Origin of the sequence: Sphingomonas astragali (assembly GCF_051400615.1) — a bacterium.
In the GTDB taxonomy this organism is placed as follows: domain Bacteria; phylum Pseudomonadota; class Alphaproteobacteria; order Sphingomonadales; family Sphingomonadaceae; genus Sphingomonas.
Genome location: NZ_JBLFFH010000001.1, coordinates 79,784 through 103,100, shown reverse-complemented (window position 1 = coordinate 103,100; position 23,317 = coordinate 79,784). Strand labels below are relative to the sequence as shown.

At 68.6% G+C, this 23,317-nt stretch carries 26 protein-coding genes; 16 read left to right on the top strand and 10 right to left on the bottom strand.

Annotated features, from left to right (window positions below):
• Positions 1-78: 78 nt before the first annotated feature.
• The 5 genes from uvrA (at position 79) to ACMGER_RS00490 (ending at position 4,930) form a co-directional block, all read left to right on the top strand.
• Positions 79-3,099, top strand: a complete 3,021-nt coding sequence (uvrA, locus tag ACMGER_RS00510; RefSeq protein WP_436810172.1) for an excinuclease ABC subunit UvrA — start codon at positions 79-81, stop codon at positions 3,097-3,099.
• A 67-nt stretch (positions 3,100-3,166) separates the two neighbouring features.
• Complete coding sequence (locus ACMGER_RS00505) at positions 3,167-3,553, top strand: hypothetical protein (RefSeq protein WP_436810171.1); 387 nt, start codon at positions 3,167-3,169, stop codon at positions 3,551-3,553.
• A gap of 11 nt (positions 3,554-3,564) precedes the next feature.
• Positions 3,565-3,720, top strand: coding sequence for a hypothetical protein (locus ACMGER_RS00500; RefSeq protein ID WP_436810170.1), 156 nt, complete (start codon positions 3,565-3,567; stop codon positions 3,718-3,720).
• A complete protein-coding gene (locus ACMGER_RS00495) occupies positions 3,692-3,889 on the top strand; it encodes a hypothetical protein (protein ID WP_436810169.1) in 198 nt (65 codons plus the stop codon). The genes ACMGER_RS00500 and ACMGER_RS00495 overlap by 29 nt, the downstream gene beginning before the upstream one ends.
• 135 nt (positions 3,890-4,024) lie before the next feature.
• A complete protein-coding gene (locus ACMGER_RS00490) occupies positions 4,025-4,930 on the top strand; it encodes a DNA adenine methylase (protein ID WP_436810168.1) in 906 nt (301 codons plus the stop codon).
• Here the strand turns inward: ACMGER_RS00490 and ACMGER_RS00485 are convergent.
• The 4 genes from ACMGER_RS00485 to ACMGER_RS00470 form a co-directional block, all read right to left on the bottom strand.
• On the bottom strand, positions 4,919-5,662 hold the full coding sequence (locus tag ACMGER_RS00485) for a helix-turn-helix domain-containing protein (RefSeq protein ID WP_436810167.1): 744 nt from the start codon (positions 5,660-5,662) through the stop codon (positions 4,919-4,921). The genes ACMGER_RS00490 and ACMGER_RS00485 overlap by 12 nt on opposite strands.
• On the bottom strand, positions 5,655-5,894 hold the full coding sequence (locus ACMGER_RS00480; RefSeq protein ID WP_436810166.1) for a helix-turn-helix domain-containing protein: 240 nt from the start codon (positions 5,892-5,894) through the stop codon (positions 5,655-5,657). The genes ACMGER_RS00485 and ACMGER_RS00480 overlap by 8 nt, the downstream gene beginning before the upstream one ends.
• 93 nt (positions 5,895-5,987) lie before the next feature.
• Entirely contained in the window at positions 5,988-6,107 is a 120-nt protein-coding gene (locus ACMGER_RS00475) for a DUF5615 family PIN-like protein (RefSeq protein ID WP_436810165.1), read from the bottom strand.
• A complete protein-coding gene (locus ACMGER_RS00470; protein ID WP_436810164.1) occupies positions 6,104-6,337 on the bottom strand; it encodes a DUF433 domain-containing protein in 234 nt (77 codons plus the stop codon). The genes ACMGER_RS00475 and ACMGER_RS00470 overlap by 4 nt, the downstream gene beginning before the upstream one ends.
• A gap of 153 nt (positions 6,338-6,490) precedes the next feature.
• Here ACMGER_RS00470 and ACMGER_RS00465 point away from each other — a divergent pair, with 153 nt between their 5' ends.
• The 4 genes from ACMGER_RS00465 (at position 6,491) to ACMGER_RS00450 (ending at position 9,040) form a co-directional block, all read left to right on the top strand.
• Positions 6,491-7,828 carry a hypothetical protein gene (locus tag ACMGER_RS00465; RefSeq protein WP_436810163.1) on the top strand — a complete coding sequence of 446 codons (1,338 nt, stop codon included), beginning with the start codon at positions 6,491-6,493 and terminating at the stop codon, positions 7,826-7,828.
• 104 nt (positions 7,829-7,932) lie between these two features.
• Positions 7,933-8,145: a cold-shock protein gene (locus tag ACMGER_RS00460; protein WP_436810162.1), complete on the top strand. Its 213-nt coding sequence runs from the start codon at positions 7,933-7,935 to the stop codon at positions 8,143-8,145.
• A gap of 75 nt (positions 8,146-8,220) precedes the next feature.
• Positions 8,221-8,442, top strand: coding sequence for a hypothetical protein (locus ACMGER_RS00455; RefSeq protein WP_436810161.1), 222 nt, complete (start codon positions 8,221-8,223; stop codon positions 8,440-8,442).
• Between the two features lie 76 nt (positions 8,443-8,518).
• Positions 8,519-9,040: a homogentisate 1,2-dioxygenase gene (locus tag ACMGER_RS00450; protein ID WP_436810160.1), complete on the top strand. Its 522-nt coding sequence runs from the start codon at positions 8,519-8,521 to the stop codon at positions 9,038-9,040.
• Between the two features lie 3 nt (positions 9,041-9,043).
• Here the strand turns inward: ACMGER_RS00450 and ACMGER_RS00445 are convergent, their stop codons facing one another.
• From ACMGER_RS00445 to ACMGER_RS00435, 3 genes are all read right to left on the bottom strand, one after another.
• Entirely contained in the window at positions 9,044-9,520 is a 477-nt protein-coding gene (locus ACMGER_RS00445; RefSeq protein WP_436810159.1) for a vgr related protein, read from the bottom strand.
• 146 nt (positions 9,521-9,666) lie between these two features.
• Positions 9,667-10,185, bottom strand: coding sequence for a PH domain-containing protein (locus ACMGER_RS00440; RefSeq protein ID WP_436810158.1), 519 nt, complete (start codon positions 10,183-10,185; stop codon positions 9,667-9,669).
• Positions 10,186-10,197: 12 nt separating this feature from the next.
• Complete coding sequence (locus tag ACMGER_RS00435) at positions 10,198-10,629, bottom strand: copper chaperone PCu(A)C (RefSeq protein WP_436810157.1); 432 nt, start codon at positions 10,627-10,629, stop codon at positions 10,198-10,200.
• A 166-nt stretch (positions 10,630-10,795) separates the two neighbouring features.
• Here ACMGER_RS00435 and dnaK point away from each other — a divergent pair, with 166 nt between their 5' ends.
• Positions 10,796-12,700: a molecular chaperone DnaK gene (dnaK, locus tag ACMGER_RS00430; protein WP_436810156.1), complete on the top strand. Its 1,905-nt coding sequence runs from the start codon at positions 10,796-10,798 to the stop codon at positions 12,698-12,700.
• 127 nt (positions 12,701-12,827) lie between these two features.
• Complete coding sequence (dnaJ, locus tag ACMGER_RS00425; RefSeq protein WP_436810155.1) at positions 12,828-13,937, top strand: molecular chaperone DnaJ; 1,110 nt, start codon at positions 12,828-12,830, stop codon at positions 13,935-13,937.
• 602 nt (positions 13,938-14,539) lie between these two features.
• On the opposite strand, the gene ACMGER_RS00420 is transcribed toward dnaJ, so the two are convergent.
• On the bottom strand, positions 14,540-15,115 hold the full coding sequence (locus ACMGER_RS00420) for an NADPH-dependent FMN reductase (protein ID WP_436810154.1): 576 nt from the start codon (positions 15,113-15,115) through the stop codon (positions 14,540-14,542).
• Positions 15,116-15,195: 80 nt separating this feature from the next.
• Between ACMGER_RS00420 and ACMGER_RS00415 the strand changes: the two genes are divergently transcribed.
• Entirely contained in the window at positions 15,196-15,570 is a 375-nt protein-coding gene (locus ACMGER_RS00415; protein ID WP_436810153.1) for a winged helix-turn-helix transcriptional regulator, read from the top strand.
• 142 nt (positions 15,571-15,712) lie between these two features.
• Here ACMGER_RS00415 and purB read toward each other — a convergent pair whose 3' ends face one another.
• Positions 15,713-17,026 (bottom strand): adenylosuccinate lyase, encoded by a 1,314-nt coding sequence (purB, locus tag ACMGER_RS00410; protein WP_436810152.1) that lies wholly within the window; start codon positions 17,024-17,026, stop codon positions 15,713-15,715.
• Between the two features lie 209 nt (positions 17,027-17,235).
• On the opposite strand from purB, the gene ACMGER_RS00405 reads away from it, so the two are divergent.
• The 3 genes from ACMGER_RS00405 (at position 17,236) to ACMGER_RS00395 (ending at position 19,424) form a co-directional block, all read left to right on the top strand.
• Positions 17,236-17,727: an EF-hand domain-containing protein gene (locus ACMGER_RS00405; RefSeq protein WP_436810151.1), complete on the top strand. Its 492-nt coding sequence runs from the start codon at positions 17,236-17,238 to the stop codon at positions 17,725-17,727.
• A gap of 130 nt (positions 17,728-17,857) precedes the next feature.
• Positions 17,858-18,427 carry a septal ring lytic transglycosylase RlpA family protein gene (locus ACMGER_RS00400; protein WP_436810150.1) on the top strand — a complete coding sequence of 190 codons (570 nt, stop codon included), beginning with the start codon at positions 17,858-17,860 and terminating at the stop codon, positions 18,425-18,427.
• A gap of 181 nt (positions 18,428-18,608) precedes the next feature.
• Entirely contained in the window at positions 18,609-19,424 is an 816-nt protein-coding gene (locus ACMGER_RS00395; protein WP_436810149.1) for a phytanoyl-CoA dioxygenase family protein, read from the top strand.
• Here the strand turns inward: ACMGER_RS00395 and radC are convergent.
• Positions 19,421-20,131, bottom strand: a complete 711-nt coding sequence (gene radC / locus ACMGER_RS00390; protein WP_436810148.1) for a RadC family protein — start codon at positions 20,129-20,131, stop codon at positions 19,421-19,423. The two genes, ACMGER_RS00395 and radC, sit on opposite strands and share 4 nt — an antisense overlap.
• A 57-nt stretch (positions 20,132-20,188) precedes the next feature.
• Between radC and ACMGER_RS00385 the strand changes: the two genes are divergently transcribed.
• Entirely contained in the window at positions 20,189-23,317 is a 3,129-nt protein-coding gene (locus ACMGER_RS00385; protein WP_436810147.1) for an intermembrane phospholipid transport YdbH family protein, read from the top strand.

Here is a 23,317-nt window from a genome sequence, read left to right as displayed (position 1 = left end):
CACCATCCTGGCAACATCCCGCGCCGCTTCCTATCTCCGGGGTGGAATCCCCTCCAGAACGAAGATAGAACGTAGAGCATGGCCCTCACCACGATCTCCGTCCGCGGCGCGCGCGAGCACAATCTCAAGGACGTCTCGGTCGACATTCCCCGGGACACGCTGACGGTGATCACCGGCCTGTCGGGCTCGGGCAAGTCGAGCCTCGCCTTCGACACCATCTATGCCGAGGGCCAGCGCCGCTACGTCGAGTCGCTGTCGGCCTATGCCCGCCAGTTCCTCGAGCTGATGCAGAAGCCCGACGTCGACCATATCGAGGGCCTCTCCCCCGCGATCTCGATCGAGCAGAAGACCACCAGCCGCAACCCGCGCTCGACGGTGGCGACGGTCACCGAGATCTATGATTACATGCGCCTGCTGTGGGCGCGCGTCGGTGTGCCTTATTCGCCCGCGACCGGCCTGCCGATCGCCGCGCAGACCGTCAGCCAGATGGTCGACCGCGTGATGGCGCTGCCCGAGGGCACCCGCCTGCTCCTCCTCGCCCCCGTCGTCCGCGGCCGCAAGGGCGAGTACCGCAAGGAGCTGGCCGAATGGCAGAAGGCCGGCTTCCAGCGCGTCCGCATCGACGGCGAGCTCTACGCGATCGAGGACGCGCCCGCGCTCGACAAGAAGTACAAGCACGACATCGAGGTGGTGGTCGACCGCCTGGTGGTGAACGCGGAGATCGCCTCGCGCCTGGCCGACAGCTTCGAGACGGCGCTCAAGTTGGCGGAGGGGCTGGCCTATGTCGACCTGGTGGATACGACGGTCGAGGCTCTCCAAAGCCCCTCCCCTTCAGGGGAGGGGTTGGGGGTGGGGCCTGTCCGCGAATCCCGACAGCAGTTCATTGCCGATACGCCCCACCCCAACCCCTCCCCTGAAGGGGAGGGGCTTAAAGGCGGCATGAAAGGCGCCGGCATCCCCCCCAACCGCATCGTCTTCAGCGAGAAGTTCGCCTGCCCCGTCAGCGGCTTCACCATCCCGGAGATCGAGCCCCGCCTGTTCAGCTTCAACGCCCCCCAGGGCGCCTGCCCGGCGTGCGACGGCTTGGGCGAGAAGCTGGTGTTCGACGAGGACCTCGTCGTCCCCAACCACGCGCTCAGCATCAAGAAGGGCGCGATCGTCCCCTGGGCCAAGTCCAATCCGCCGTCACCCTATTACATGCAGGTGCTGGGCAGCCTCGCCCGCGAGTTCGGCTTCAGCCTCGACACCCCTTGGGAGGCGCTGGCGGAGGAGCACCGCGACGTCATCCTCCACGGCACCCAGGGCAGGCCCGTCACCCTCACCTTCGTCGACGGCCGCAAGAGCTACGACGTCAGGAAGCCCTTCGAAGGCGTGATCGGCAACCTCAACCGCCGGATGCTCTCCACCGAGAGCGCCTGGATGCGCGAGGAGTTGTCCAAGTATCAGAGCAGCCAGCCCTGCGAGGTCTGCCACGGCGCCCGCCTCAAGCCCGAGGCGCTGGCGGTCAAGATCGCCGGCGAGGACATCAGCCACGCCACCCGCCTGTCGGTGGTCGACGCGCTCGCCTGGTTCGCCGCGCTCCCCACCGCGCTCACCGACCAGCAGCGCCAGATCGCCGAGCGCATCCTCAAGGAGATCCTCGAGCGCCTCGGCTTCCTCAACAACGTCGGCCTCGACTATCTCAACCTCGACCGCACCTCCGGCACCCTGTCGGGCGGCGAGAGCCAGCGCATCCGTCTCGCGTCGCAGATCGGCAGCGGCCTGTCGGGCGTGCTTTACGTCCTCGACGAGCCGTCGATCGGCCTCCACCAGCGCGACAACGACATGCTGCTCGCCACGCTCAGGCGCCTGCGCGACCTCGGCAACACCGTCCTCGTCGTCGAGCATGACGAGGACGCGATCCGCACCGCCGACTATGTCATCGACATGGGCCCCGGCGCCGGCGTCCATGGCGGCGAGGTGGTCGCGCACGGCACGCTCGACGAGGTGCTCGCCACCCCCGGCAGCATCACCGCCGACTATCTCAACGGCACGCGCGAGGTCCCGGTCCCCGCCCGCCGCCGCAAGGGTTCGGGCAAGAAGCTGACCGTTCACAACGCCACCGCCAACAACCTGCGGGGCGTCACCGCGAGCATCCCGCTCGGCACCTTCACCTGCGTCACCGGCGTCTCCGGCTCGGGCAAGTCGAGCTTCACCATCGACACGCTCTACGCCGCCGCCGCGCGTCAGCTGAACGGCGCCCGCCTGCTCGCCGGCAGGCATGACAGGATCACCGGCCTCCAGCACCTCGACAAGGTGATCGACATCGACCAGTCGCCGATCGGCCGCACCCCCCGCTCGAACCCGGCGACCTACACCGGCGCCTTCACCCAGATCCGCGACTGGTTCGCCGGCCTGCCGGAGAGCCAGGCCCGCGGCTACAAGCCCGGCCGCTTCAGCTTCAACGTCAAGGGCGGCCGGTGCGAGGCGTGCCAGGGCGACGGCGTGCTCAAGATCGAGATGCACTTCCTCCCCGACGTCTACGTCACCTGCGACGTCTGCCACGGCGCCCGCTACAACCGCGAGACGCTGGAGGTGAAGTTCAAGGGGCGCAGCATCGCCGACGTGCTCGACATGACGGTCGAGGACGCGGTCGAGTTCTTCAAGGCGGTGCCGCCGATCCGCGAGAAGATGGCGATGCTGGCGGAGGTCGGCCTCGGCTACGTCAAGGTCGGCCAGCAGGCGACGACGCTGTCGGGCGGCGAGGCGCAGCGCGTCAAGCTGGCGAAGGAGCTGAGCCGCCGCGCAACGGGCAACACGCTCTACATCCTGGACGAGCCGACGACCGGCCTCCACTTCGAGGACGTCCGCAAGCTGCTCGAGGTGCTCCACGCGCTGGTCGAGCAGGGCAACACGGTGGTGGTGATCGAGCACAACCTCGACGTCATCAAGACCGCGGACTGGGTGCTGGACCTGGGGCCCGAAGGCGGCGTGAAGGGCGGCGAAGTGGTCGCCGAGGGCACCCCGGAAGAGGTGGCGCGGGAACCGCGGAGCTTCACGGGGCGCTATCTCGCGCCGCTGCTGGAGAAGGGGAAGGCCGAAGCGGTAGCGGCGGAGTAAGAATCTCCCTCTCCCTTTGGGAGAGGGAAGGGGCCCGCCGCCGGAGGCGGTGGGAAGGGTGAGGGGGATGGCAAGCACACACCGACCGGAACTGCTGAATGCCCTCACGCTCCTCGCCCAAGTCAGCGAGGCAATGCACCGCCGCGGCCTGCCGCGCCCGATCCTGGTCGGCGGCGCCGCGGCCGAGTATTTCTCCGGCAGCGCGGTGATGACCGGCGACGTCGACATCACCTCGCCCGTCCAGCCGGAACTGGAGCAGGAACTCGCCCGCCTCGGCTTCGAGAAGCCGGAGGGACTCGGCCACACGCCGCTGGGCTGGGTCCACCCGGACCTGCGCCTCGGCTTCGAGGTGGTGGCGTCGACGCCGCTGGACGGCACGGTCGATCCGCAGCGCCTGCTGCTGGTCGAGGGCCTGGCGCCGCCGCCTTCGCCGTCATCCCGATCGAGGACCTGATCGCCGACCGCATGGGCCAATACGCCTCGGACACCGCGCCGGAGATGCTGGGACAGGCGCAAGTCCTGTTCCGCCTTCATCCCGACCTCGACATGCCCTATCTTGAGCGCCGCATTCGCGAGGAGACTGGAGGCGACCATGGCATCGAAGCGCTCGACGGACGATGATCGCCGCTGGCCCGGCCGCGTACTGCGCCACGACGCCTTTGCCGCCACGCTCGCCGAACGGCGCGTCGCTGCGGGTGAACCGGAGATGCCGCGGAATAGCGGGAAGCGTCGGACTCCCGCCAAGAAGGCGCTGCTCGCGGCGATCGAGGCGGCTGGAGGGAAGTGGTAGCATCGTCCGGCAGGCGGCGACGCCGGGCGGCGAGACGCAGCGCGTCGAGCCGGTGAAGGAGCCGAGCCACTGCGCCACCGGCAACACGCGATGCAGGGCTTGACCGATGATGACTAAAAGTAGCACATCGTTACTATGAACAGCGAGCCGCTATCGATTCAGCCGATCCCTTATCAGGGCAGCAAACGAGCGCTGGCGCCCCGCATCTGCAGCCTGTTCCCCAGAGAGGTCACCACGCTCTACGAACCATTTGCGGGCTCGGCAGCGGTCACGCTCTTTGCGGCAACGCACGATTTGGCCGAGCGGTTCGTGATCGGGGACATATATGCGCCGCTGGTTGATCTGTGGGCGCTGATCGTCGACGACCCTGGCGCGCTATCCGATCGCTACGCCGCCGTGTGGCATGCGCAATTCGCCCGCGGCGCATCGCACTTCAACGACGTGCGTGCCGAGTTCAACGAGAGCAACGACCCCGTTTTGCTACTCTATCTGATTGCCCGCTGCGTCAAGAACGCCGTGCGCTTCAACCGGCACGGCCAATTCACGCAATCCGTCGACAAGCGCCGCAACGGCATGAAGCCGGATCGCGTCACGCGCACGGCTCATGCGGTTAGCCGCCTGCTCAAAGGACGCGTCCGGCTCTTCCGTGGCGATTTCCGGGAATGCGTCCGGGACGCCACGCCTGATGATCTGGTCTACATGGACCCGCCCTATCAGGGCACGACATACGGAACAGACAAGCGATATGCAGAAGGGCTTGACCGCGGACGACTGGTCGAGGCCCTCCATGGCCTCGACGAAGGGGCCGTACCTTACATATTATCCTATGACGGGCAGACGGGCGAGAAAATCTACGGCGAGCCGCTGCCCGGTACGATAGACGCAGATCATCTGGCCATCCACGCCGGCCGATCGTCGCAAGCGACGATAAGCGGACGCGACGCCGTGACGATCGAAAGCCTGTATGTTTCGCGATCCTTGAACGCGCGTGACGCCAACATCTATTTGCGCCGGCCGATGCAGGAACGGCTATTCGCCTAAGCGCAGCTTGATATAGGCCGCAAGATCGATACCCCTCATCTCGGCCTGTCGCTTCACACGCTCGAAACTTGCGACCTCCTCACCGGTCCAGACCAGTTCGATGCGACGGGACGGCGTTTCGGCAATGTGCGAATAGCTCTCCGGGGAGGCCCAAAAACAGGTCGTGCAGATGGCCGGGTCGCGCTTCGCGCGAAAGTTGTCGCAATGCTCGCACGACCAGCTCTTCGCGCGGTTCGACGACGCGTCCAGCAGCATGAAGTCTTGGGGGTCGAGCGGGCCGCCGTCATCGCCTGCAACCTCATAGGGGACGCGGTGATCGATCTGCAAATATCGCTCGTCGAGCGCCTCGCCCGTGATCGTGTCGCGCGCTCCATACAGGGCGATCAGCTGCTGCTTGAACGGTTTGGAGAAGGCTTTTCGACCTCCAACGCGCCCCGCCTTGATCCTTGAAATGTCATCGAAGGTATAGGCGCCCATGCGACGGCCGGTCCTGGGACTGGTGACGCTGTGGGTGATGAGCGGAATCCCGTTCTCTCGCACATCGCGGATGGCGCGAGGCGGGTGATCATAGCCGTAAAGCTCGCTCAATTCCTCGTTCGTGATGATCCCGTGCTTCAGGATATGGTCGATCACCGTACGAGCGCGTTTGGCTTCCACGCTGCGGCACAAGGCGAGCATGGCTTCGTCCAGCGACGCGGCGGGCGTCCGCCTGATATGGGCGAAGTCAGCCATCCTTCGCCTTCAGAAGGGCTTCCGGCGTAGTCTCCAGCACCCTCGCCAAGGCTTCGAGCGTGGTCAGGGTGATATTGCGTTCGCCACGCTCCACCGATCCGACATAGGTGCGATGAAAGCCGCTGAGATCTGCGAGCTGCTCTTGCGACCAACCAAGCCGCAAACGCCTGTCCCTGACATTCGCCGCGACTATGGCCTGCAATGCATAAGGCTTGGACTTGTCCCCGCTCACATCCGCCTGTGTCCGGCTTTGAACACTTTGGGTCTACACACTTTGAGTAGAGTTCTGCGGGTGCACTATCAGGGATCGTTTCGGCGCGTGCGGCTATCTCTGCATCGCTGGCGCCCACCATGCCGATCTCGAAACATGGATCGCCTCATGCCCACGCTCCCGCAGCCATCCGCACAGGGCAGGCGGCAATTGCGCGTCAATGAGGAATCTCATTCGGCGGCGAGCACCACGGGATGATCCGCCTGCGCTGCCGCATAGGCCAGCACGGCGCGAACATCGTCCTCGCTGAGATAGGGAAAGCCAGCCGCGATCTCGGCCGGACTGGCGCCGCCGGCCAGCATCTCCAGCACGTCGGTGACACGCACCCGTGTACCGGCCACGACCGGCCGGCCACCACAAACCGCCGGATCAACCGAGATGCGAGGGAATCCAGCGAGCGTCATGTGGGTAGGATGTGTCCTACGAGCTTATAGATCAAGGCGAGCACGGCGACCCGCACGACTAAACAAACCAAATAGGAACAAAACCCTTTCCTACATCACCAAATCCGTATAACTGGTCGTTCCTCTTTTGTTCACACGAGAGGAATCCTGTCCATGTCGGCACCCACCACCATCACCCCGCCCGAGGAGGAAACCCCGGCGGACCCCGCCACCTACATCCCGGTCAACCTCAAGCACTATTCCGCCCCGCAATCCCAGCGCACCGCCGGCTGGACGGCCGAGCGCCAGCGCACCTTCCTCCAGGCGATCGCCGAGGGCGCCACGGTCACCGACGCCGCCCGTTCGGTGGGCCTCACCAAACAATCCGCCTATGCCTTCCGCACCTCGGCGCGCGGGGCCGGGTTCGCGCTCGGCTGGCAGGCGGCGGCGCTGCTCGCGCGCGACACGCTCGCCGAGACGCTGATGGAGCGCGTGATCGAGGGCACCGTCGAGGTCGTCACCCGCTCCAACGGCGACACGACGGTGACGATCGAGCGCGAGCGCTTCGACAACCGCCTCGCCATGCAGCTCCTGAACCGCCTCGACCGCATGGCCGACAGCGCCACCGGCGCGGCCGGCCAGGCCGCCGCGCGGCTGATCGCGGCCGAGTTCGATCAGTATCTCGACCTCGTCGGGCGCGACGGCGGCCCGGCCCGCGCCGGCCTGTTCCTGGGTGCGCGGCTGGGAGGGGCAGGAGCCGAGCCCGCCACCGAGGACGATCTCGCCCCGATCCGCGTGCTCGCCCGCGCCGACCGCTGGCTCCGGACCCACACCGACCTCGCCGAGGGTGTCGACACCGCCGATCTCGATCCCGCCGCCCGCGCCGGCTGGACCGGCGAGCAATGGGCCCGCGCCGAGGCCGCCGGGCTGGTCCAGCTCGCCCCGACGCCGCCGGCTGCGCCCGAGGCCGGGCTTGCGGAGGGGGAGGCGGCGGACGCGCACGACGAGTCGAGTCAATTTGGTCAACATTTTTGCGGCTCTCCCTTCGCCGCGCCGGAGGATCGGGCCGAGCCCGTGTGGTGGGACGACGTCGAGGAGCAATGGCGCACCCGCTTCCCGCCGCCCGAAGGCTTCTACGGCGAGGAGGACGGCGAATATGGCGAGGAGGGCTACAGCCGCACGCTCGACGAGGACGAGGTCGCGGCGATCGAGCTGAGCTGGCGCGCCGAGACCGAGGCCCGCCGCAGCCGGGAGGCGTGCGAGCGCGACGCCTGGTTCGCCGCCTGCGCCGTGCCGCTGCCCGCGGAAGGCGAGGAGGATCGCGGCGATGCCCCCGACGCGCACGCGGGCGCGTCGGCCATGCCGGAGCGTGTCGCGGATGGTGCGGACTCTCCCATTCCGGCCCCGGACGCGGAGGCGGATCGGGATGCGGCGGCCGGTGCCGCGCCGGGGCCATCGGTTGCAATTTCGCCCCCGGACGCCCATAATGGCCGGGCTACAGTCGCAAATTGACGGTGTTTGGCGCTTTGCGGCTCCTCATTCCTTCTTTCCCTGCCCCTTGAGCAACTCGAGGGCTCCCGACGTCCGGGATCCCGACAACAGAAGGAATGGCTCGCATGAGCATCACCGGTACCGTCAAGTTCTTCAACGCCGACAAGGGCTATGGCTTCATCGCGCCCGAGAGCGGCGGTCAGGACGCATTCGTCCACATCACCGCCGTCGAGCGCGCGGGCCTGCGCACCCTCACCCAGAACCAGCGCGTCAGCTACGAGCTGGAACAGGATCGGCGCGGCAAGACGAGCGCGGTCAACCTGCAGCTGCAGGACTGACCGGCGTGGGCGCGGGCGGGGCGGTCCCCCTGCCTCGTCCGCGCTTCCCCGTTCCTCCAGCGAAAGGGCCGAGCCATGGCCTATGACGCCGCCTACTATCGTGGTCAGGCAGCCCGCGCGCAGGCCGAGGCCGACGCCGCGACGCTCGCCAACGTCCGCGAGCGCGCGCTTCGCTCGGTCGCCGCCTTCGAGACGATGGCCGCCAATCTCGAGCGCGTCGCCCGCCGCCGCGCCGAGCGCGAGGCGAACGGCGGGGTTTCGCTGCGCCCTTCGTTCACCCGCGAGCGCGAGAGCTAGCGCCCGCGGCGATTGCGTTCGCCCCTCGATCGGATAATCCACCGCCCGGAGCCTTTTCGCTGGAGGGAGAAGCCCGATGCGTGACCTGAGCAGGATCCTTGCGGCCGTGGCGGCCGCAGTTGCGACGGTGCCCCCCGCCGCCGCGGCGCAGAGCCGACCGGCCTGCCCCGCCACCCCGGCACCGCCGCCCGCCGAGTTCGCCGGCTGGGCCGCTCCGGCGGCGGCGAACGCGGCGGCGTCGCTCGACACGGTGGCGCCGGTCGCGGTGGGGCAGGCGGCGCGGCTCGAGCTGGCGGCCGCCGACAAGGTCGGCTTCGCCCACCCGCCCGAGAAGGCCGCCCAGCCCGGCGGCTATGCGGGCCTGGTCGCGCTCGACGTGGCGAAGGCGGGCCGCTACCGCGTCGCCCTCGGCGCGCCCGCCTGGATCGACCTGGTCCGCGACGGCGGCGTCGAGAAATCGGTCGCCCACGGCCACGGCCCGGCCTGCACCGGCATCCGCAAGATCGTCGACTTCGACCTCCAGCCCGGCCGCCACGTCCTCCAGCTGTCGGGAGCGCCGGCGGCAGAGGTCGTGCTGATGGTAGCGGGCCCGCGGTAAAGGTCAGGAGGAGGAAGAAGGCCGGAACGGCAGGATCGTCTCATACTGCCCCAGGCTCGGTGCTCCTGGCACGATCGCGCCGCGGCGGAGCAGGAAGGCATGGCGGGCGATCTCGGCCTGCTGCTCGATGCCGTAGCGCTCGAACCGCCGCCCCGGCTGGATGGTGTAGCCATAGCGGCAGAAGGGATGGCGGCGCAGCGGCAGGAAGATGCCGGACTGATATTGCCAGACGTGCGTCATCTCATGGATGAACAGCGCCTGGTGGCCGAGGTCGGCGCAGGCGAAGTCGTCGTGGTAGAGGTCGCCCTTGGGGTTGAAGTGGATGCAGCCGGTCGGCGCCATGGCGATCTTCCTGGGCTGGAAGAACGCCCATTTCCGGTTGGCGACCGCGGCGCGGGCATAGTCGATGGCGTCGCCGAACACGCTGCGGGCGAGGTCGATCTCGCCGGGGGTGAGGGGACGGGTGACGTTGAGGCTCATGAATGGCTGACCTAGAGTCTGTCCTGTTCAGATCGAAGCTGCGTCAGTGCTCCTGCGAGGGCAGGAGCCTTGGCCGCAAGCGACGCCCCTATGATCCGGGGCTCCTGCCTTCGCAGGAGCACGAGTCCATTCCATCCGGACGGACCCTAAACGAACGTCTCCGGCGCCACGTCGATCTCGCGCACGCCGCGGCTGAGGCGGGCGGCGTTGACCAGCTCGCGCAGCTTCTCGCGGCGGGCGCGGGCATGTTCGATGTCGCGCATCACCAGCGGGGTGGCGCGGGTGGTCTCGTCCGACGAGCCGATAGTGATGGTGCCGAGATCGGCGAGCTGGTTGACGATGCTGAACTGGATACGGACGTCCTTGACGCGGTAGAGCTCGATCTCGTCGATCGACTTGTTGAGGATGCCGCGGTGCAGGATCAGCCGGTCGGCGGTGACCTCGTAGGTGGCGGCGGCGTTGCCGACCCACTTGACCAGCACGATCCCCGCCGCGAGGACGGTCAGCAGCAGCGGAGCGGCGGGCGGCACCGGCAGCACGCCGCCACCGGCCAGCACCATGCCGACCAGCCCCGCCAGCGCGAGCAGCACCGTCCCCCAGCCCGCGAGCGAGCCCTTGAGCCAGCCGACGGTCGAGGAGCGGAAACGGTCGATCATCTGCGGCATCTGCGGGCCCTCTCATGGTGCGGGGTCGGCCGCGCCGACCACCTTGGCCTCGACCTCGAGGTTGCGGCCCTCGGCGAACTGGAGCGTCATCGGCGTGACGTCGCCCGGCTTGAGCTTAGGATTGACGCCGAACAGCATGGCGTGCCTGCCGCCCGGCGCGAAGCTGACCGTCGCGCCGGGGCCGACATCGACCTGCCGCAGGGGCGCCATCTGCATCATGCCCTGGTGCTCCATGCTCTCATGAAGCTCGGCCTTGAGCGCCGCCGGGGTCGAGACGGCGAGCAGCGTTGCCTTGGACGTGCCGCCGGTCAGCGTGAAATAGGCGGCTGCGGGCCTCCCCGGCACGGCGGGGAGGCGGATCCAGGCCTTGTCGGCATGGAGCTCGGGCGGCCGGCCGCACGCCGCCAGTGCCAGCGCCAGGCCGATCGCGATCAGTGGCCTCATGCAACCCACTCCCGAAGCGAGATAATCAAGCGTGCCTTAGCGTGCCCAGCAATCTTGCGGCAATAGAAGGCCCACCTATATCGCCAAGGTTGCAAGACGCCGCATCGCCGCTTGTGGGGTGCGGCGGAGCGTTCATTTCTGAGACCTGGGGGTACAGGCAAAGACTATGGCTAAAGTGATCGGCATCGACCTCGGCACCACCAACAGCTGCGTCGCAGTGATGGAAGGCGGCAAGCCCAAGGTGATCGAGAATGCGGAAGGCGCGCGCACCACGCCGTCGATCGTCGCCTTCGCCAAGGATGGGGAGCGACTGATCGGTCAGCCGGCGAAGCGGCAGGCGGTGACCAACCCGGACAACACCATCTTCGCGGTGAAGCGCCTGATCGGCCGCCGCTTCGACGACCCCGTGACCAAGAAGGACACCGAGCTGGTGCCCTACACGATCGTGCGCGGCTCGAACGGCGATGCGTGGGTCAAGGCGGGTGGCGAGGATTATTCGCCGTCGCAGATCAGCGCCTTCATCCTGCAGAAGATGAAGGAGACGGCGGAAGCGTATCTCGGCGAGACGGTGACGCAGGCGGTGATCACCGTGCCGGCCTATTTCAACGACGCCCAGCGCCAGGCGACCAAGGATGCCGGCAAGATCGCCGGGCTCGAGGTGCTGCGCATCATCAACGAGCCGACCGCCGCGGCGCTCGCCTATGGCCTGGACAAGGACAACAACAAGACGATCGCGGTCTACGACCTCGGCGGCGGCACCTTCGACATCTCGATCCTCGAGATCGGCGACGGCGTGTTCGAGGTGAAGGCGACCAACGGCGACACCTTCTTGGGCGGCGAGGACTTCGACGCCAAGATCGTGCAGTTCCTGGCCGACGACTTCAAGAAGGCGGAAGGGATCGACCTCACCAAGGACAAGCTGGCCCTCCAGCGGCTCAAGGAGGCCGCCGAGAAGGCCAAGATCGAGCTCAGCTCGGCCGCGACCACCGAGGTCAACCTGCCCTTCATCACCGCCGACCAGAACGGGCCCAAGCACCTGGTCAAGTCGATCACCCGCGCCGATCTCGAGCGGCTGGTCGAGGACCTCATCCAGCGCACGCTGGAGCCGTGCAGGAAGGCGCTGGCCGACGCCGGCGTCAAGGCGAGCGCGATCGACGAGGTGGTGCTGGTCGGCGGCATGACCCGGATGCCCAAGGTGCGCGAGGTCGTGAAGTCGTTCTTCGGCAAGGACCCGCATACCGGCGTCAACCCCGACGAGGTGGTGGCGATCGGTGCGGCGATCCAGGCAGGCGTGCTGCAGGGCGACGTCAAGGACGTGCTGCTGCTCGACGTCACGCCGCTGAGCCTCGGCATCGAGACGCTGGGCGGGGTGTTCACCCGCATGATCGACCGCAACACCACGATTCCGACCAAGAAGTCGCAGACCTATTCGACCGCCGACGACAATCAGCAGGCGGTGACGATCCGCGTGTTCCAGGGCGAGCGCGAGATGGCGGCGGACAACAAGCTGCTCGGCCAGTTCGACCTGGTCGGCATCCCTCCGGCGCCGCGCGGCGTGCCGCAGATCGAGGTCACCTTCGACATCGACGCCAACGGCATCGTCAACGTGTCGGCCAAGGACAAGGGCACCGGCAAGGAGCAGCAGATCCGCATCCAGGCCTCGGGCGGGCTCAGCGACAACGACATCGAGCAGATGGTCAAGGACGCCGAGCGCTTCGCCGACGAGGACAAGAAGCGGCGCGAGGCGGCCGAGGCCAAGAACAACGCCGAGAGCCTGATCCACACCACCGAGCGCCAGCTCGCGGAGAATGGCGACAAGGTCGATGCGAGCCTCAAGTCGGAGATCGAGGGTGCGATCGCCGAGGCCAAGTCGGCGGTCGAGAGCGGCGACGCCGAGGCGATGACCGCCAAGGCGCAGGCGCTGGCGCAGGTCGCGATGAAGCTCGGCCAGGCGATCTACGAGAAGCAGCAGCAGGCCGAGGCTTCGCCGTCGGCCGACGCTGCCGAGGGCCCGCAGGAGGACGTCGTCGACGCCGAATTCTCGGAAGTGGACGACAACCAGAAGGCGTAACATCTTGCTCCCTCTCCCCTCCGGGGAGAGGGCTGGGGAGAGGGGCAGTGCAGCAGGCGACGGTCTCGATGAGACTCCACCCCTCTCCCAACCCTCTCCCCGGAGGGGAGAGGGCTAAGAGGTCCGAATGAGCACCGAAGTCGACTATTACGAGCTGCTGGGGGTCGATCGCACCGCCGACGAGGCGACGCTGAAATCGGCGTATCGCAAGCTCGCGATGAAATACCACCCCGACAAGAACGGGGGCTGCAAGGACCACGAGGCCAAGTTCAAGGCGGTCAGCGAGGCCTATGACTGCCTCAAGGACCCGCAGAAGCGCGCCGCCTACGACCGCTTCGGCCATGCCGCGTTCCGGAACGGCGGCGGCGCGGGGCCGGGCGCGGATTTCGCGGGCTTCTCCGACATCTTCGAGAGCGTGTTCGGCGAGTTCATGGGCGGCGCGCGCACGCGCCAGCCGCGCCGCGGCGCGGACCTGCGCTACGACATGGAGATCACGCTCGAGGATGCGTTCCACGGCAAGGCGACCGAGATCACCGTCGACGTCTCCGCGCCCTGCGACCATTGCCACGGCTCGGGCGCCTCGCCCGGCACCGGCAGCCGCGCCTGCTCGCTTTGCCACGGCATCGGCAAGGTGCGTGCGCAGCAGGGGCCGTTCGTGTTCGAGCGCACCTGCCCGAGCTGCGACGGCGCCGGGCAGGTCATCTCCGATCCGTGCAGCCGCTGCCGCGGCGAGGGCCGGATCGAGAAGACCAAGACGCTGGCAGTGAACGTGCCGCCCGGCGTCGACGACGGCACGCGCATCCGCCTGGCCGGCGAGGGCGAGGCGGGGCCGCGCGGCGCGCCGGCCGGCGACCTCTACATCTTCCTCCACGTGCGCCAGCACCCGATCTTCGAGCGCGAGGGCACCACGCTCTATGCCCGCGCGCCGATCAGCTTCACCACCGCGGCGCTCGGCGGGACGATCGAGATTCCGGGGCCGGACGGCGTCGCGCACGCGATCCGCATCCAGCCCGGCACGCAGTGGGGCCGCGAGGTCCGCCAGCGCGGCGCCGGTATGCCGGTGCTGCAAGGGCGTGGCCGCGGCGACCTGGTAGTGCGCATCGAGGTCGAGACGCCGACCAAGCTCACCGCGCGCCAGCGGGAATTGCTGGAGGCGTTCCGCGAGACCGAGACTGGCGAGGAATGCCCGGAAGCGACCGGCTTCTTCGCCAAGGTGCGCAAGGTTGTGGGGGGGTAGGGCGGATCGACGTTCGGCACATTAAGCCCCTCCCCTTCAGGGGAGGGGCTTTAAAACAGGCTCGCGTGAAACCCTCGAATGTCGACGACCCAGCGCCCTTGCAATGTAGGATTTCGTTTGCTTGGCTCGTATGGCTCGATGTGCAGGCATCGGCCCGCTCTTTGATCCCGTCGATTTCCTCCGTGTCGCGTCGGCTTGCACAGGCGCAGCAGAGTCAATTTAGTCAACTTTTTGGTCAACCTGAGCCGGCAAGCGGCGTGGCTTGCCGTACCACCGGATGCCGTCGCTAAAACCCGAATGCAGGACCCCGATCGTTCCGCCCGTCCGCGCCCCTCATGGGCGGGACAGGCGGGATCGCCCAGGGCTGACTTAGGCCACGAAGATCGCGGCGACGACCAACGCCTGGGCAACCATCACGGCGGCGCCGAACGCCGACGCTTCGAAGTTGCGCATGGTGGGTCTCCTGTTTTGCGCCGGGCCGCGGGAAGTGGCCCGGTAACCGCTTTGTTGCGGTGCAGCATAAATACGCCTCCGTAACAAAATTTCAATGGCAAACAGGATTATTACGATTGCATGAAACGCAATCGCCGCGTGCGGAGGCGTTACTTCTCGCGCGCCGTCTTCAGCGCATTGCCCCACCAGGCGAGCTCGTCGAACAGCGTGGCGCGGGCGGTGAGGAGATGGTCGTAGTCGTCGAGCGTCTTGCCGTGCACCATCACACCGACGAAGGGCTCCATGGTGATGTTCACCTCGGCCTTGATCGGCGCCATGTGCAGCTCGATCGCGACGGTGCGGAGCTGCTCGATCGCGCGCACGCCGCCGACGCCGCCGTAGCCGACGAAGGCGATCGGCTTGCGCCGCCATTCAAGGAAGGCGGAATCGAGCGCGTTCTTGAGCGCGCCGGTGGGGCCGTGGTTATATTCGGCGGCGGTGGCGATATAGCCGTCGAACCGGCCGATCCGGTGCCGCCATGCCTCGGCGGCGGGGTTGGAATAGGCGCCGCCGGTGAACAGCGGCGAGGCGGGCTCCTCGAACAGCGGCAGGCCCTGGTCGCGCAGGTCGAGCACCGTCAGCTTGAGATCGTTCCGGTCCTTGGCGCCTTCGACGATCCAGTTGGCCGGCGTGTCGGCGAAACGGTTGGGGCGCGTGCTGCCGATGATGAGGGCGATGTCGAGCATGGAATGTTCAGCCTTTCATGGTTACGTTGAGTAACAAGGGCTGCAATGGTGTGGTGGCGATGGCGACACAAGAAGGCACATTGACGGAACCGACGCACACGCATGAGCGCTGCACCCCCGTGCGCCAGATCCTGGCGCGGGTGGGGGACAAGTGGAGCATCCTCACCGTGATGCTGCTGCGCGACGGGACCAGGCGGTTCAGCGAGCTGCAGCGGTCGATCGAGGGCATCTCGCAGCGGATGCTGACGCTGACGCTGCGCGGCCTGGAGCGCGACGGCTTCGTCACGCGCACCGTTTACCCCACGATCCCGCCCAAGGTGGAATATGCGCTGACGCCGCTCGGGCGGTCGCTGTGCGAGCCGGTCACCGCGCTCGGCCAATGGGTGCAGGCGAACGTCGCCGAGATCGACGCGGCGCGGCGCCGGTTCGATGCGATGCAGGAGGGGGAGACCTAGCGACAGTCCCTCTCCCATCGGGAGAGGGAAGGAGCAGCGAAGCTGCGGGAGGATGAGGGTGACCTCGCTGGCCGTAGCCACCCTCACCCTCCCACTCGGCTATCGCCGAGCGGGCCCCTCCCTCTCCCAACGGGAGAGGGGTTTAGTCCCCGAACACCCGGGCGAAGATCGTGTCGACGTGCTTGAGGTGGTAGCCGAGGTCGAACCTGTCCTCGATCTCCTCCGCCGACAGCGCCGCGGTCACCTCCGGGTCGGCCTTGAGCAGCTCGATCAGCGAGAGCTGGCCGTCCGATTCCCACACCTTCATCGCGTTGCGCTGGACGAGGCGATAGGCGTCCTCGCGGCTGACGGCGGCCTGGGTCAGCGCCAGCAGCACGCGCTGCGAGTGGATCAGCCCGCCCATGCGGTCGAGGTTCTTCCGCATCCGCTCGGGATAGACCAGTAGCTTGTCGATCACGCCGGTGAGCCGCGCCAGCGCGAAGTCGAGCGTGATGGTCGCGTCGGGGCCGATGAAGCGCTCGACCGAGGAATGCGAGATGTCGCGCTCGTGCCACAGCGCGACATTCTCCATCGCCGGGATCGCCGCCGAGCGGACCATGCGGGCGAGGCCGGTCAGGTTCTCGGTCAGCACCGGGTTGCGCTTGTGCGGCATCGCCGACGAGCCCTTCTGGCCCGGCGAGAAATATTCCTCGGCCTCCAGCACCTCGGTACGCTGGAGGTGGCGGACCTCGGTCGCGAGCCGCTCGATCGAGCTGGCGATCACGCCGAGCGTCGCGAAGAACATCGCGTGGCGGTCGCGCGGGATCACCTGGGTCGACACCGGCTCGACCGTGAGGCCGAGCCTGGCCGCGACATGCTCCTCCACGCGCGGGTCGATGTTGGCGAAGGTGCCGACCGCACCCGAGATGGCGCAGGTCGCGATGTCCGCGCGCGCCGCTTGGAGGCGGGTCCTGGCGCGGGAGAACTCGGCATAGGCCTCGGCGAGCTTGAGGCCGAAGGTGACCGGCTCGGCATGGATGCCGTGGCTGCGGCCGATGGTGGGGGTGAGCTTGTGCTCCTCGGCGCGGCGCTTCAGCACCGCGAGCAGCGCATCCAGGTCCGCGAGCAGGATGTCGCTCGCCCGCGCGAGCTGGACGGCGAGGCAGGTGTCGAGCACGTCCGAGCTGGTCATGCCCTGGTGCATGAAGCGGGCGTCCTCGCCGACATTCTCGGCGACCCAGGTCAGGAAGGCGATGACGTCGTGCTTGGTCACCGCCTCGATCGCGTCGATCGCGGCGACGTCGATCGCCGGGTTGGTCGCCCACCAGTCCCACAGAGCCTTGGCGGCCGACTTCGGCACCACGCCCAGATCGGCGAGCGCGTCGGTGGCGTGCGCCTCGATCTCGAACCAGATGCGGTAGCGGGCCTCGGGGGACCAGATCGCAGCCATTTCAGGCCGCGAGTAGCGGGGGACCATGGGACTCCTTTCAGGACAAGCGACGAATCGGCTCCTAGCATCGGCGAATGCCTGCGCCAAACGGCGAAGCGAAGGAACTGCAAGACGAAATTCTTCGTTGTTCATTTGCTGTCCAGGGAAGCATTCCTATCTCTTATTCAGAAGAAGAGTGCTGATCTATCTTAAGGAGATTCATAGTGTTGAAGAGTGTTTTGCTTGCGAGTGTGGTGATGATTTCTGTGCCTGCGCTGGCCCAGGATCAGGTGCCTTCAACCAGCACTCAGCAGACGACCCCGCCGACCGAGCAGAGCGTCCAGCGGCCTGCCCTGTCGCAGGATAGCTCGACGCCGCAGACGGCCACGCCTGACGCGCAGGATCCGGCCGCCGCGCAGACGCAGCAGCCGACCACCGCGGATCAGGCGCAGACCGCACCGGCGCAGCCGGCGGCGGGTCAGCCTGCCAGTGCCGCCGCGCAGGTCGCCCAGATCGTGAACCAGGAGTTCCCGAGCTACGACAAGAATGCGGACGGCAACCTCGACAAGACCGAGTTCGGCAGCTGGATGGTCGCGCTCAAGACCGCGAGCGATCCGGCCACCAAGGCGGACGATCCCGCTACCCGGAGCTGGGTGAGCGGTGCCTTCGCCTCGGCCGACACCGACAAGTCGGCGCTGGTCTCGAAGGACGAGCTCACGACCTATCTGTCGAAGAGCGTGTCGGGCTAAGCCGACCTCACCAGCTCCTCCCTGGAGCGGCCGCCGGGCTCCTCGGGAACCCGGCGGTTGTTTTTTGTGCGGTCGCCTGGGCGATGCGATAGGACTTTATGCCGCCGCGGGCTGCGTCTAGGGTTTCGCCATGCGGGGACTGGCAAGGGCGCGGATCGGCGGCGCGGCGGCGGCGATTCTGGGGCTGTCCGCATGTGCGGGCGGCGATTTCCGGCCGGTGAGCGACGCGCCGGTGGTGATCGGACGGCCTTATACGATCCGCGGCACGACCTATGTGCCGGCCGCCGATCCGACCTACGACATGCTGGGCTATGCGAGCTGGTACGGGAGCGAATCCGGCAACCGCACCGCGCGCGGCGAGCGCTTCCGTCCCGGCTGGATCACCGCGGCGCACACCACCTTGCCGTTGCCGACCTATGTCGAGGTGACGGCGCTGGCGACCGGCCGGCGGATCATCGTCAGGGTCAACGACCGGGGTCCGTTCGTGCGCGGGGCGCGCATCATCGACCTGTCGCGCGGTGCGGCCGAGCAGCTCGGCATCAGGGCGCAAGGCCATGCAGCGGTGCGGGTGCGGCGGGTCGAACCCTCGGAGAAGGATCGCGAACGCCTGCGCCACGGCAAGCCGGCCCGCGACCTGCCGCCGGTGCCGGAGCCGGTGCTGCAGAACCTCAGGGGCCAGCTCGCGGCGGCGGGATATTAGGCAGCGGAGGCTTCAACCGCTTGCATCGACGGAAGCCGTTCCTATGCTGGCGGCACCATGACGTTCATCGCTTTCAATCGCGCGGCAGCGTTCCCGCTCACCTGAGCGGATGACGAAAAGCTTGGGACGGCGGCGCTTCGCGTGCTGCCGTGAACGCCTGCACGTTCGATTGGAGCAGATCATGGGACCTGAAACCGGGCGCACGCTGGACGCTGCCGCCATCACGTCATTCATCAACGACGGCTTCGTCCGTATCGACGAAGCCTTTCCGAGGACGCTGGCCGAGGAAGCGCGCGCGATCCTGTGGCGCGACACCGGCTGCGACCCGCACGACCCCTCGAGCTGGAACCGCCCGGTCGTACGGCTCGGACACTATGGCCAGCCGCCCTTCCGGGCAGCGGCGAACGGGCCGTTGCTTCACGCCGCCATCGACCAGCTCGTCGGGTCTGGACGGTGGTTGCCGCCCGGCGCGCTCGGCACCTTTCCGGTTCGTTTCCCCTCGTCCGCCGATCCGGGCGATGACGGCTGGCACATCGACGTGAGCTTCGGCGACGACGATCCGGATTTCATGGAATGGCGCGCCAACGTCGTCAGCAAGGGTCGCGCACTGCTGATGCTGTTCCTGTTCTCCGACGTCGGACCCGACGACGCGCCGACGCGCATCCGGGCGGGGTCGCACATCGACATCGCGCGCCGGCTCGCGCCGGCCGGCGAAGCGGGGCTGACCCTGCGGGAACTGGCGGCCGACGGCTTCGCGGGATCGGCCTATCGGCCGGAGGTGCTTGCGGTGGGCGAGGCGGGTACGGTGTATCTCTGTCATCCCTTTCTCGTGCACGCGGCGCAGCGGCACCGGGGGATGGAGCCACGATTCCTCGCGCAGCCTCCGTTGCTCCCGCGCGAGCCCGTCCGCATCGATCGGCCGGATGGCGACTATTCCCCGGTCGAGCAGGCGATCCGGATCGCGATCGAAGGCACGGTCGAGGCCAGCACGTCCTAGATCAGCCCCTGCGCCCTAAGGCTCGTATGCCCGTCGGCGGCGATGATGATGTGGTCGTGGAGCGCGATGCCGAGCCGCCTGCCGGCATCGGCGATGGCGCGGGTCACGTCGATGTCGGCGCGGCTGGGGCTGGCGTCGCCGGAGGGGTGGTTGTGCACCAGGATGATGCCGGTCGACTTGAGGTCGATCGCGCGGCGGATCACCTCGCGGGCGTAGAGTGCGGCCTCGTCGATCGTGCCTTCGCTCATCAGCTCGTCGCGCAGCAGCCGGTTGCGGCTGTCGAGATGCAGCACGCGCACCCGCTCGACGCCGTGGTGGGCCATGTCGGCGCGCAGATAGTCGAGCAGCGCCTGCCAGTTGGACAGCACCGGCCGCTCCATCACCTCGGCACGGAGCAGGCGGAGCGCTGCGGCATGGGCGATCTTGATCGCGGCGGCGGAGGTCTCGCCCATGCCGGGCACGCGCGCCAGCGCCTCGCCGTCGGCGGCGAGCAGGCCGCCGATGCCGCCGAACTCGCGCAGCAGCGCCTTGGCGAGCGGCTTGGTGTCGCGGCGCGGGATGGCGAGGGCGAGGAGATATTCGATCAGCTCGTGATCGAGCAGCGCGTCGCCGCCCCCCTCGAACAGCCGGCGCCTCAGCCGCGCGCGATGGCCGGTGGCGTCGCCGTTCGGCGGGATCGGGGTCGGCTCGGTTGCGGGAACGTCCATCGCCGGGCAAGGTTAGGGGGAGCATGAGCCCCGCGCAATGCGGGCGCGGGAGCGTGGGTGAGCGAGGACGAAGAGGCGGCGACGGGGACGAAGCGGCGGCTGCGCTGGCGCCGGCGGCTGCGCGGGTTCGGCGTGGTGCTGGCGGTGGTCGCGGTCGCGGCGGCGCTCGCCTGGTGGCAGCGGCGCGGGATCGCCGAGGATCTGGTGACGCGCGAGCTGGCGAAGCGCGGCGTCCCCGCCCGCTACCGCGTCGCCGACGTGGGATTCGGTATGCAACGGCTCACCGATATCGTGATCGGCGATCCGCGCGATCCCGATCTCACCGCTGATTGGGTCGAGGTCTTTACCCGCGTCGGTCTCGGCGGCCCCGAGGTGACGGGGATCGCGGTCGGCCATGCCTTCCTCAAGGCGCGGCTGCTGGGCGGAAGCGTGTCGCTCGGCGCGATCGACCGGCTGCTGCCGCCGCCCTCCGGCAAGCCCTTCGCGCTGCCGCGGCTCGGCGCGCGGATCGACGATCTGCGTGTGCGGCTCACCACCGATTACGGGCAGGTCGGATTCAAGATCGCCGGGCGCGGGCGGCTCGACGACGGGTTCGACGGGCGCGTCGCCGCTTTCGCTTATGCTCTCGGCGGCGGCGGATGCCGAGCGGTGCGGCCGCATATGGCGGCGGCGGTCCGCATCCGTGGCGGCAAGCCGACGCTGACCGGACCGGTCGCCGCCGATGCGCTGGCTTGCAACGGGATGCCGAAGGTGATGGCGCCCGGCGCGGACGTGGCGGTGACGCTAGGCGAGCGGCTCGATCGCTGGCAGGGCGAGGCGAAGGCGATCGGCGCTGCGACGGTGGGCGCGCCGGGGCAGGGCGTCGAGCAACTGCGCGGTACGGTCAGGTTCGCGGGCGACGCGCGGCGGACCGCGGGGACACTCGACATCGGCAGCGGCGGCTTCGCCGTTCCCGGCATAGCCGGCCGGGAGGCGCGGGCGAGCGGGCGCTACGAGCTGGGCGGGGCGGGGCTGCGGTTCGCGGGGACGCTCCGCGCCGCCGGCGCTGCCGCGGACCGGCGAATACTGGGGGTGATCGCCGGCTATCGCGATGCCGGAGCGGGAACGCCGATCGGCCCGCTCGTGGCGCGGCTGGCCTCGGCACTCGGCGCGGCGGGGCGGAACTTCGACGTCGTGGCGCAGGTGCGTGTCCGGGGCCGCGAAGTGGCGGTCGAACGTCTCGGCGCCACCTCCGCAAGCGGTGCGCAGGCGACGTTGAGCGGCAACGCGTTGCGGTTCGGCACGATCTCGCTCGGCGGCAGCCTGGCGGTGCGCGGCGGCGGCCTGCCCACGCTCGACGCCGCGCTCCGGCAGGAAGGCGGCGCCCTCGCCGGCCGGGTGGTCGCCGCGCCCTATGAGGCGCTCGGCGCCCGGCTGGCGCTGGCGCCGGTCACTTTTCGCGCAGGGAGCGCAGGTGTGACCGAAGTAGCGACCGTCGCGACGCTGTCCGGGCCGCTCGGCGATGGCCGCGTCGACGGTCTGCGGCTGCCGATCGAGGTACGCTGGCGCGGGAGCGCGCTCGCGCTCAACCCGCACTGCGTGCCCTTGTCGTGGGAGCGGTTCGCGGTGGCGGGGCTGGCGCTCGATCCGGCGCGGCTGACATTATGCCCGCGCGGGCCGGCGCTGCTGACCGTCGCAGGCGGCCGGATCGGCGGGGCGACGCGCATCGCCGCGCCGCGGCTCGCCGGCCGGATCGGAGGTACGCCGCTGACCCTCGCTGCCGCCGGCGCAGACCTGGCGTTCGGAGAGCGCGACTTCGTGCTCGCCGATGTCGCGGCGCGGCTCGGCACGCCGGAGCGGCTGACACGGATCGATGCGGCGCGGCTCACCGGCCGTCTCGAGGGCACCGACGTCGCCGGCCGCTTCGAGGGCGCGAGCGGGCAGATCGGGAACGTGCCGCTGCTGCTGTCCGACGGAGCGGGCACATGGCGGCTGGCGGGCGGCCGGCTGACGCTCGGCGGCGGACTCCAGGTCGCCGACGCCGCGCCGCAGCCGCGGTTCAAGCCGCTGCGGAGCGACGACGTCGCGCTCACGCTGGTCGACGGCCGGATCGAAGCCGCCGGCTCGCTCTACACGCCGAAGGACGGCAGCAAGGTCGCCGACGTGACGCTCGGCCACGATCTGTCGGGCGGAACGGGGCAGGCGGCACTGGTGGTGCCGGGGATCGCCTTCGCGGAGAAGGGGCTGCAGCCCGACGACCTCACGGCGCTCACCTTCGGCGTGATCGCCGCGGTGAACGGCCGCGTCTCCGGGCGTGGCGACATCGCCTGGAGCGGCGAGGGCGTGACCAGCAGCGGACGGTTCGCGACCGACGGGACCGACCTCGCCGCCGCATTCGGGCCGGTGACGGGGCTCAAGGGAGAGGTCGCGTTCAGAGACCTGCTCGGCATGGTAACGCCGCCGGGTCAGGTGGCGACGATCGCCACCGTCAACCCCGGCGTGGCGGTCGAGAACGGCACGGTGCGCTACCATCTCCTCGGCCCAGCGAAGGTGGCGATCGAGGGCGGGCGCTGGCCCTTCGCGGGCGGCGAGCTGGTGCTGGAGCCGACCGTGCTCGACTTCTCCGCTAGGCAGGTGCGGCGGATGACCTTCCGCGTGACCGGCATCGATGCCGGGCAGTTCCTCCAGCAGTTCGAGTTCAAGAATTTGAACGCTACCGGTGTCTTCGATGGCGTCCTGCCGATGGTGTTCGACGAAAGCGGCGGCCGGATCGAGAACGGTCATTTGGCAGCCCGCACGGGTGGGAACCTCGCCTATGTCGGGGAGGTCAGCCAGAAGGACCTCGGCACCTGGGGCAACCTCGCCTTCCAGGCGCTGAAGTCGCTCGATTACCGCAATCTCGAGCTGACGATGAACGGGCCGCTGGCGGGCGAGATGATCACCGAGATCCGCTTCGCCGGCCTCGGCCAGGGCAAAGGGACGAAGAGCAACTTCCTGATCCGCCGGCTGGCGCGGCTGCCTTTGGTGTTCAACGTGACGGTGCGCGCGCCCTTCCGCCAGCTCGTCGATTCGGTGCGGTCCTATTACGATCCGTCGCTGCTTATCCAGCGCAACCTGCCCGCGCTGCTGGAGGAGCAGCGGCGGCGGCAGGGGCAGCAACAAGTGCCTCCACCCATTCAGCCCTCCGAAAGCGGGAAAGCGCCATGA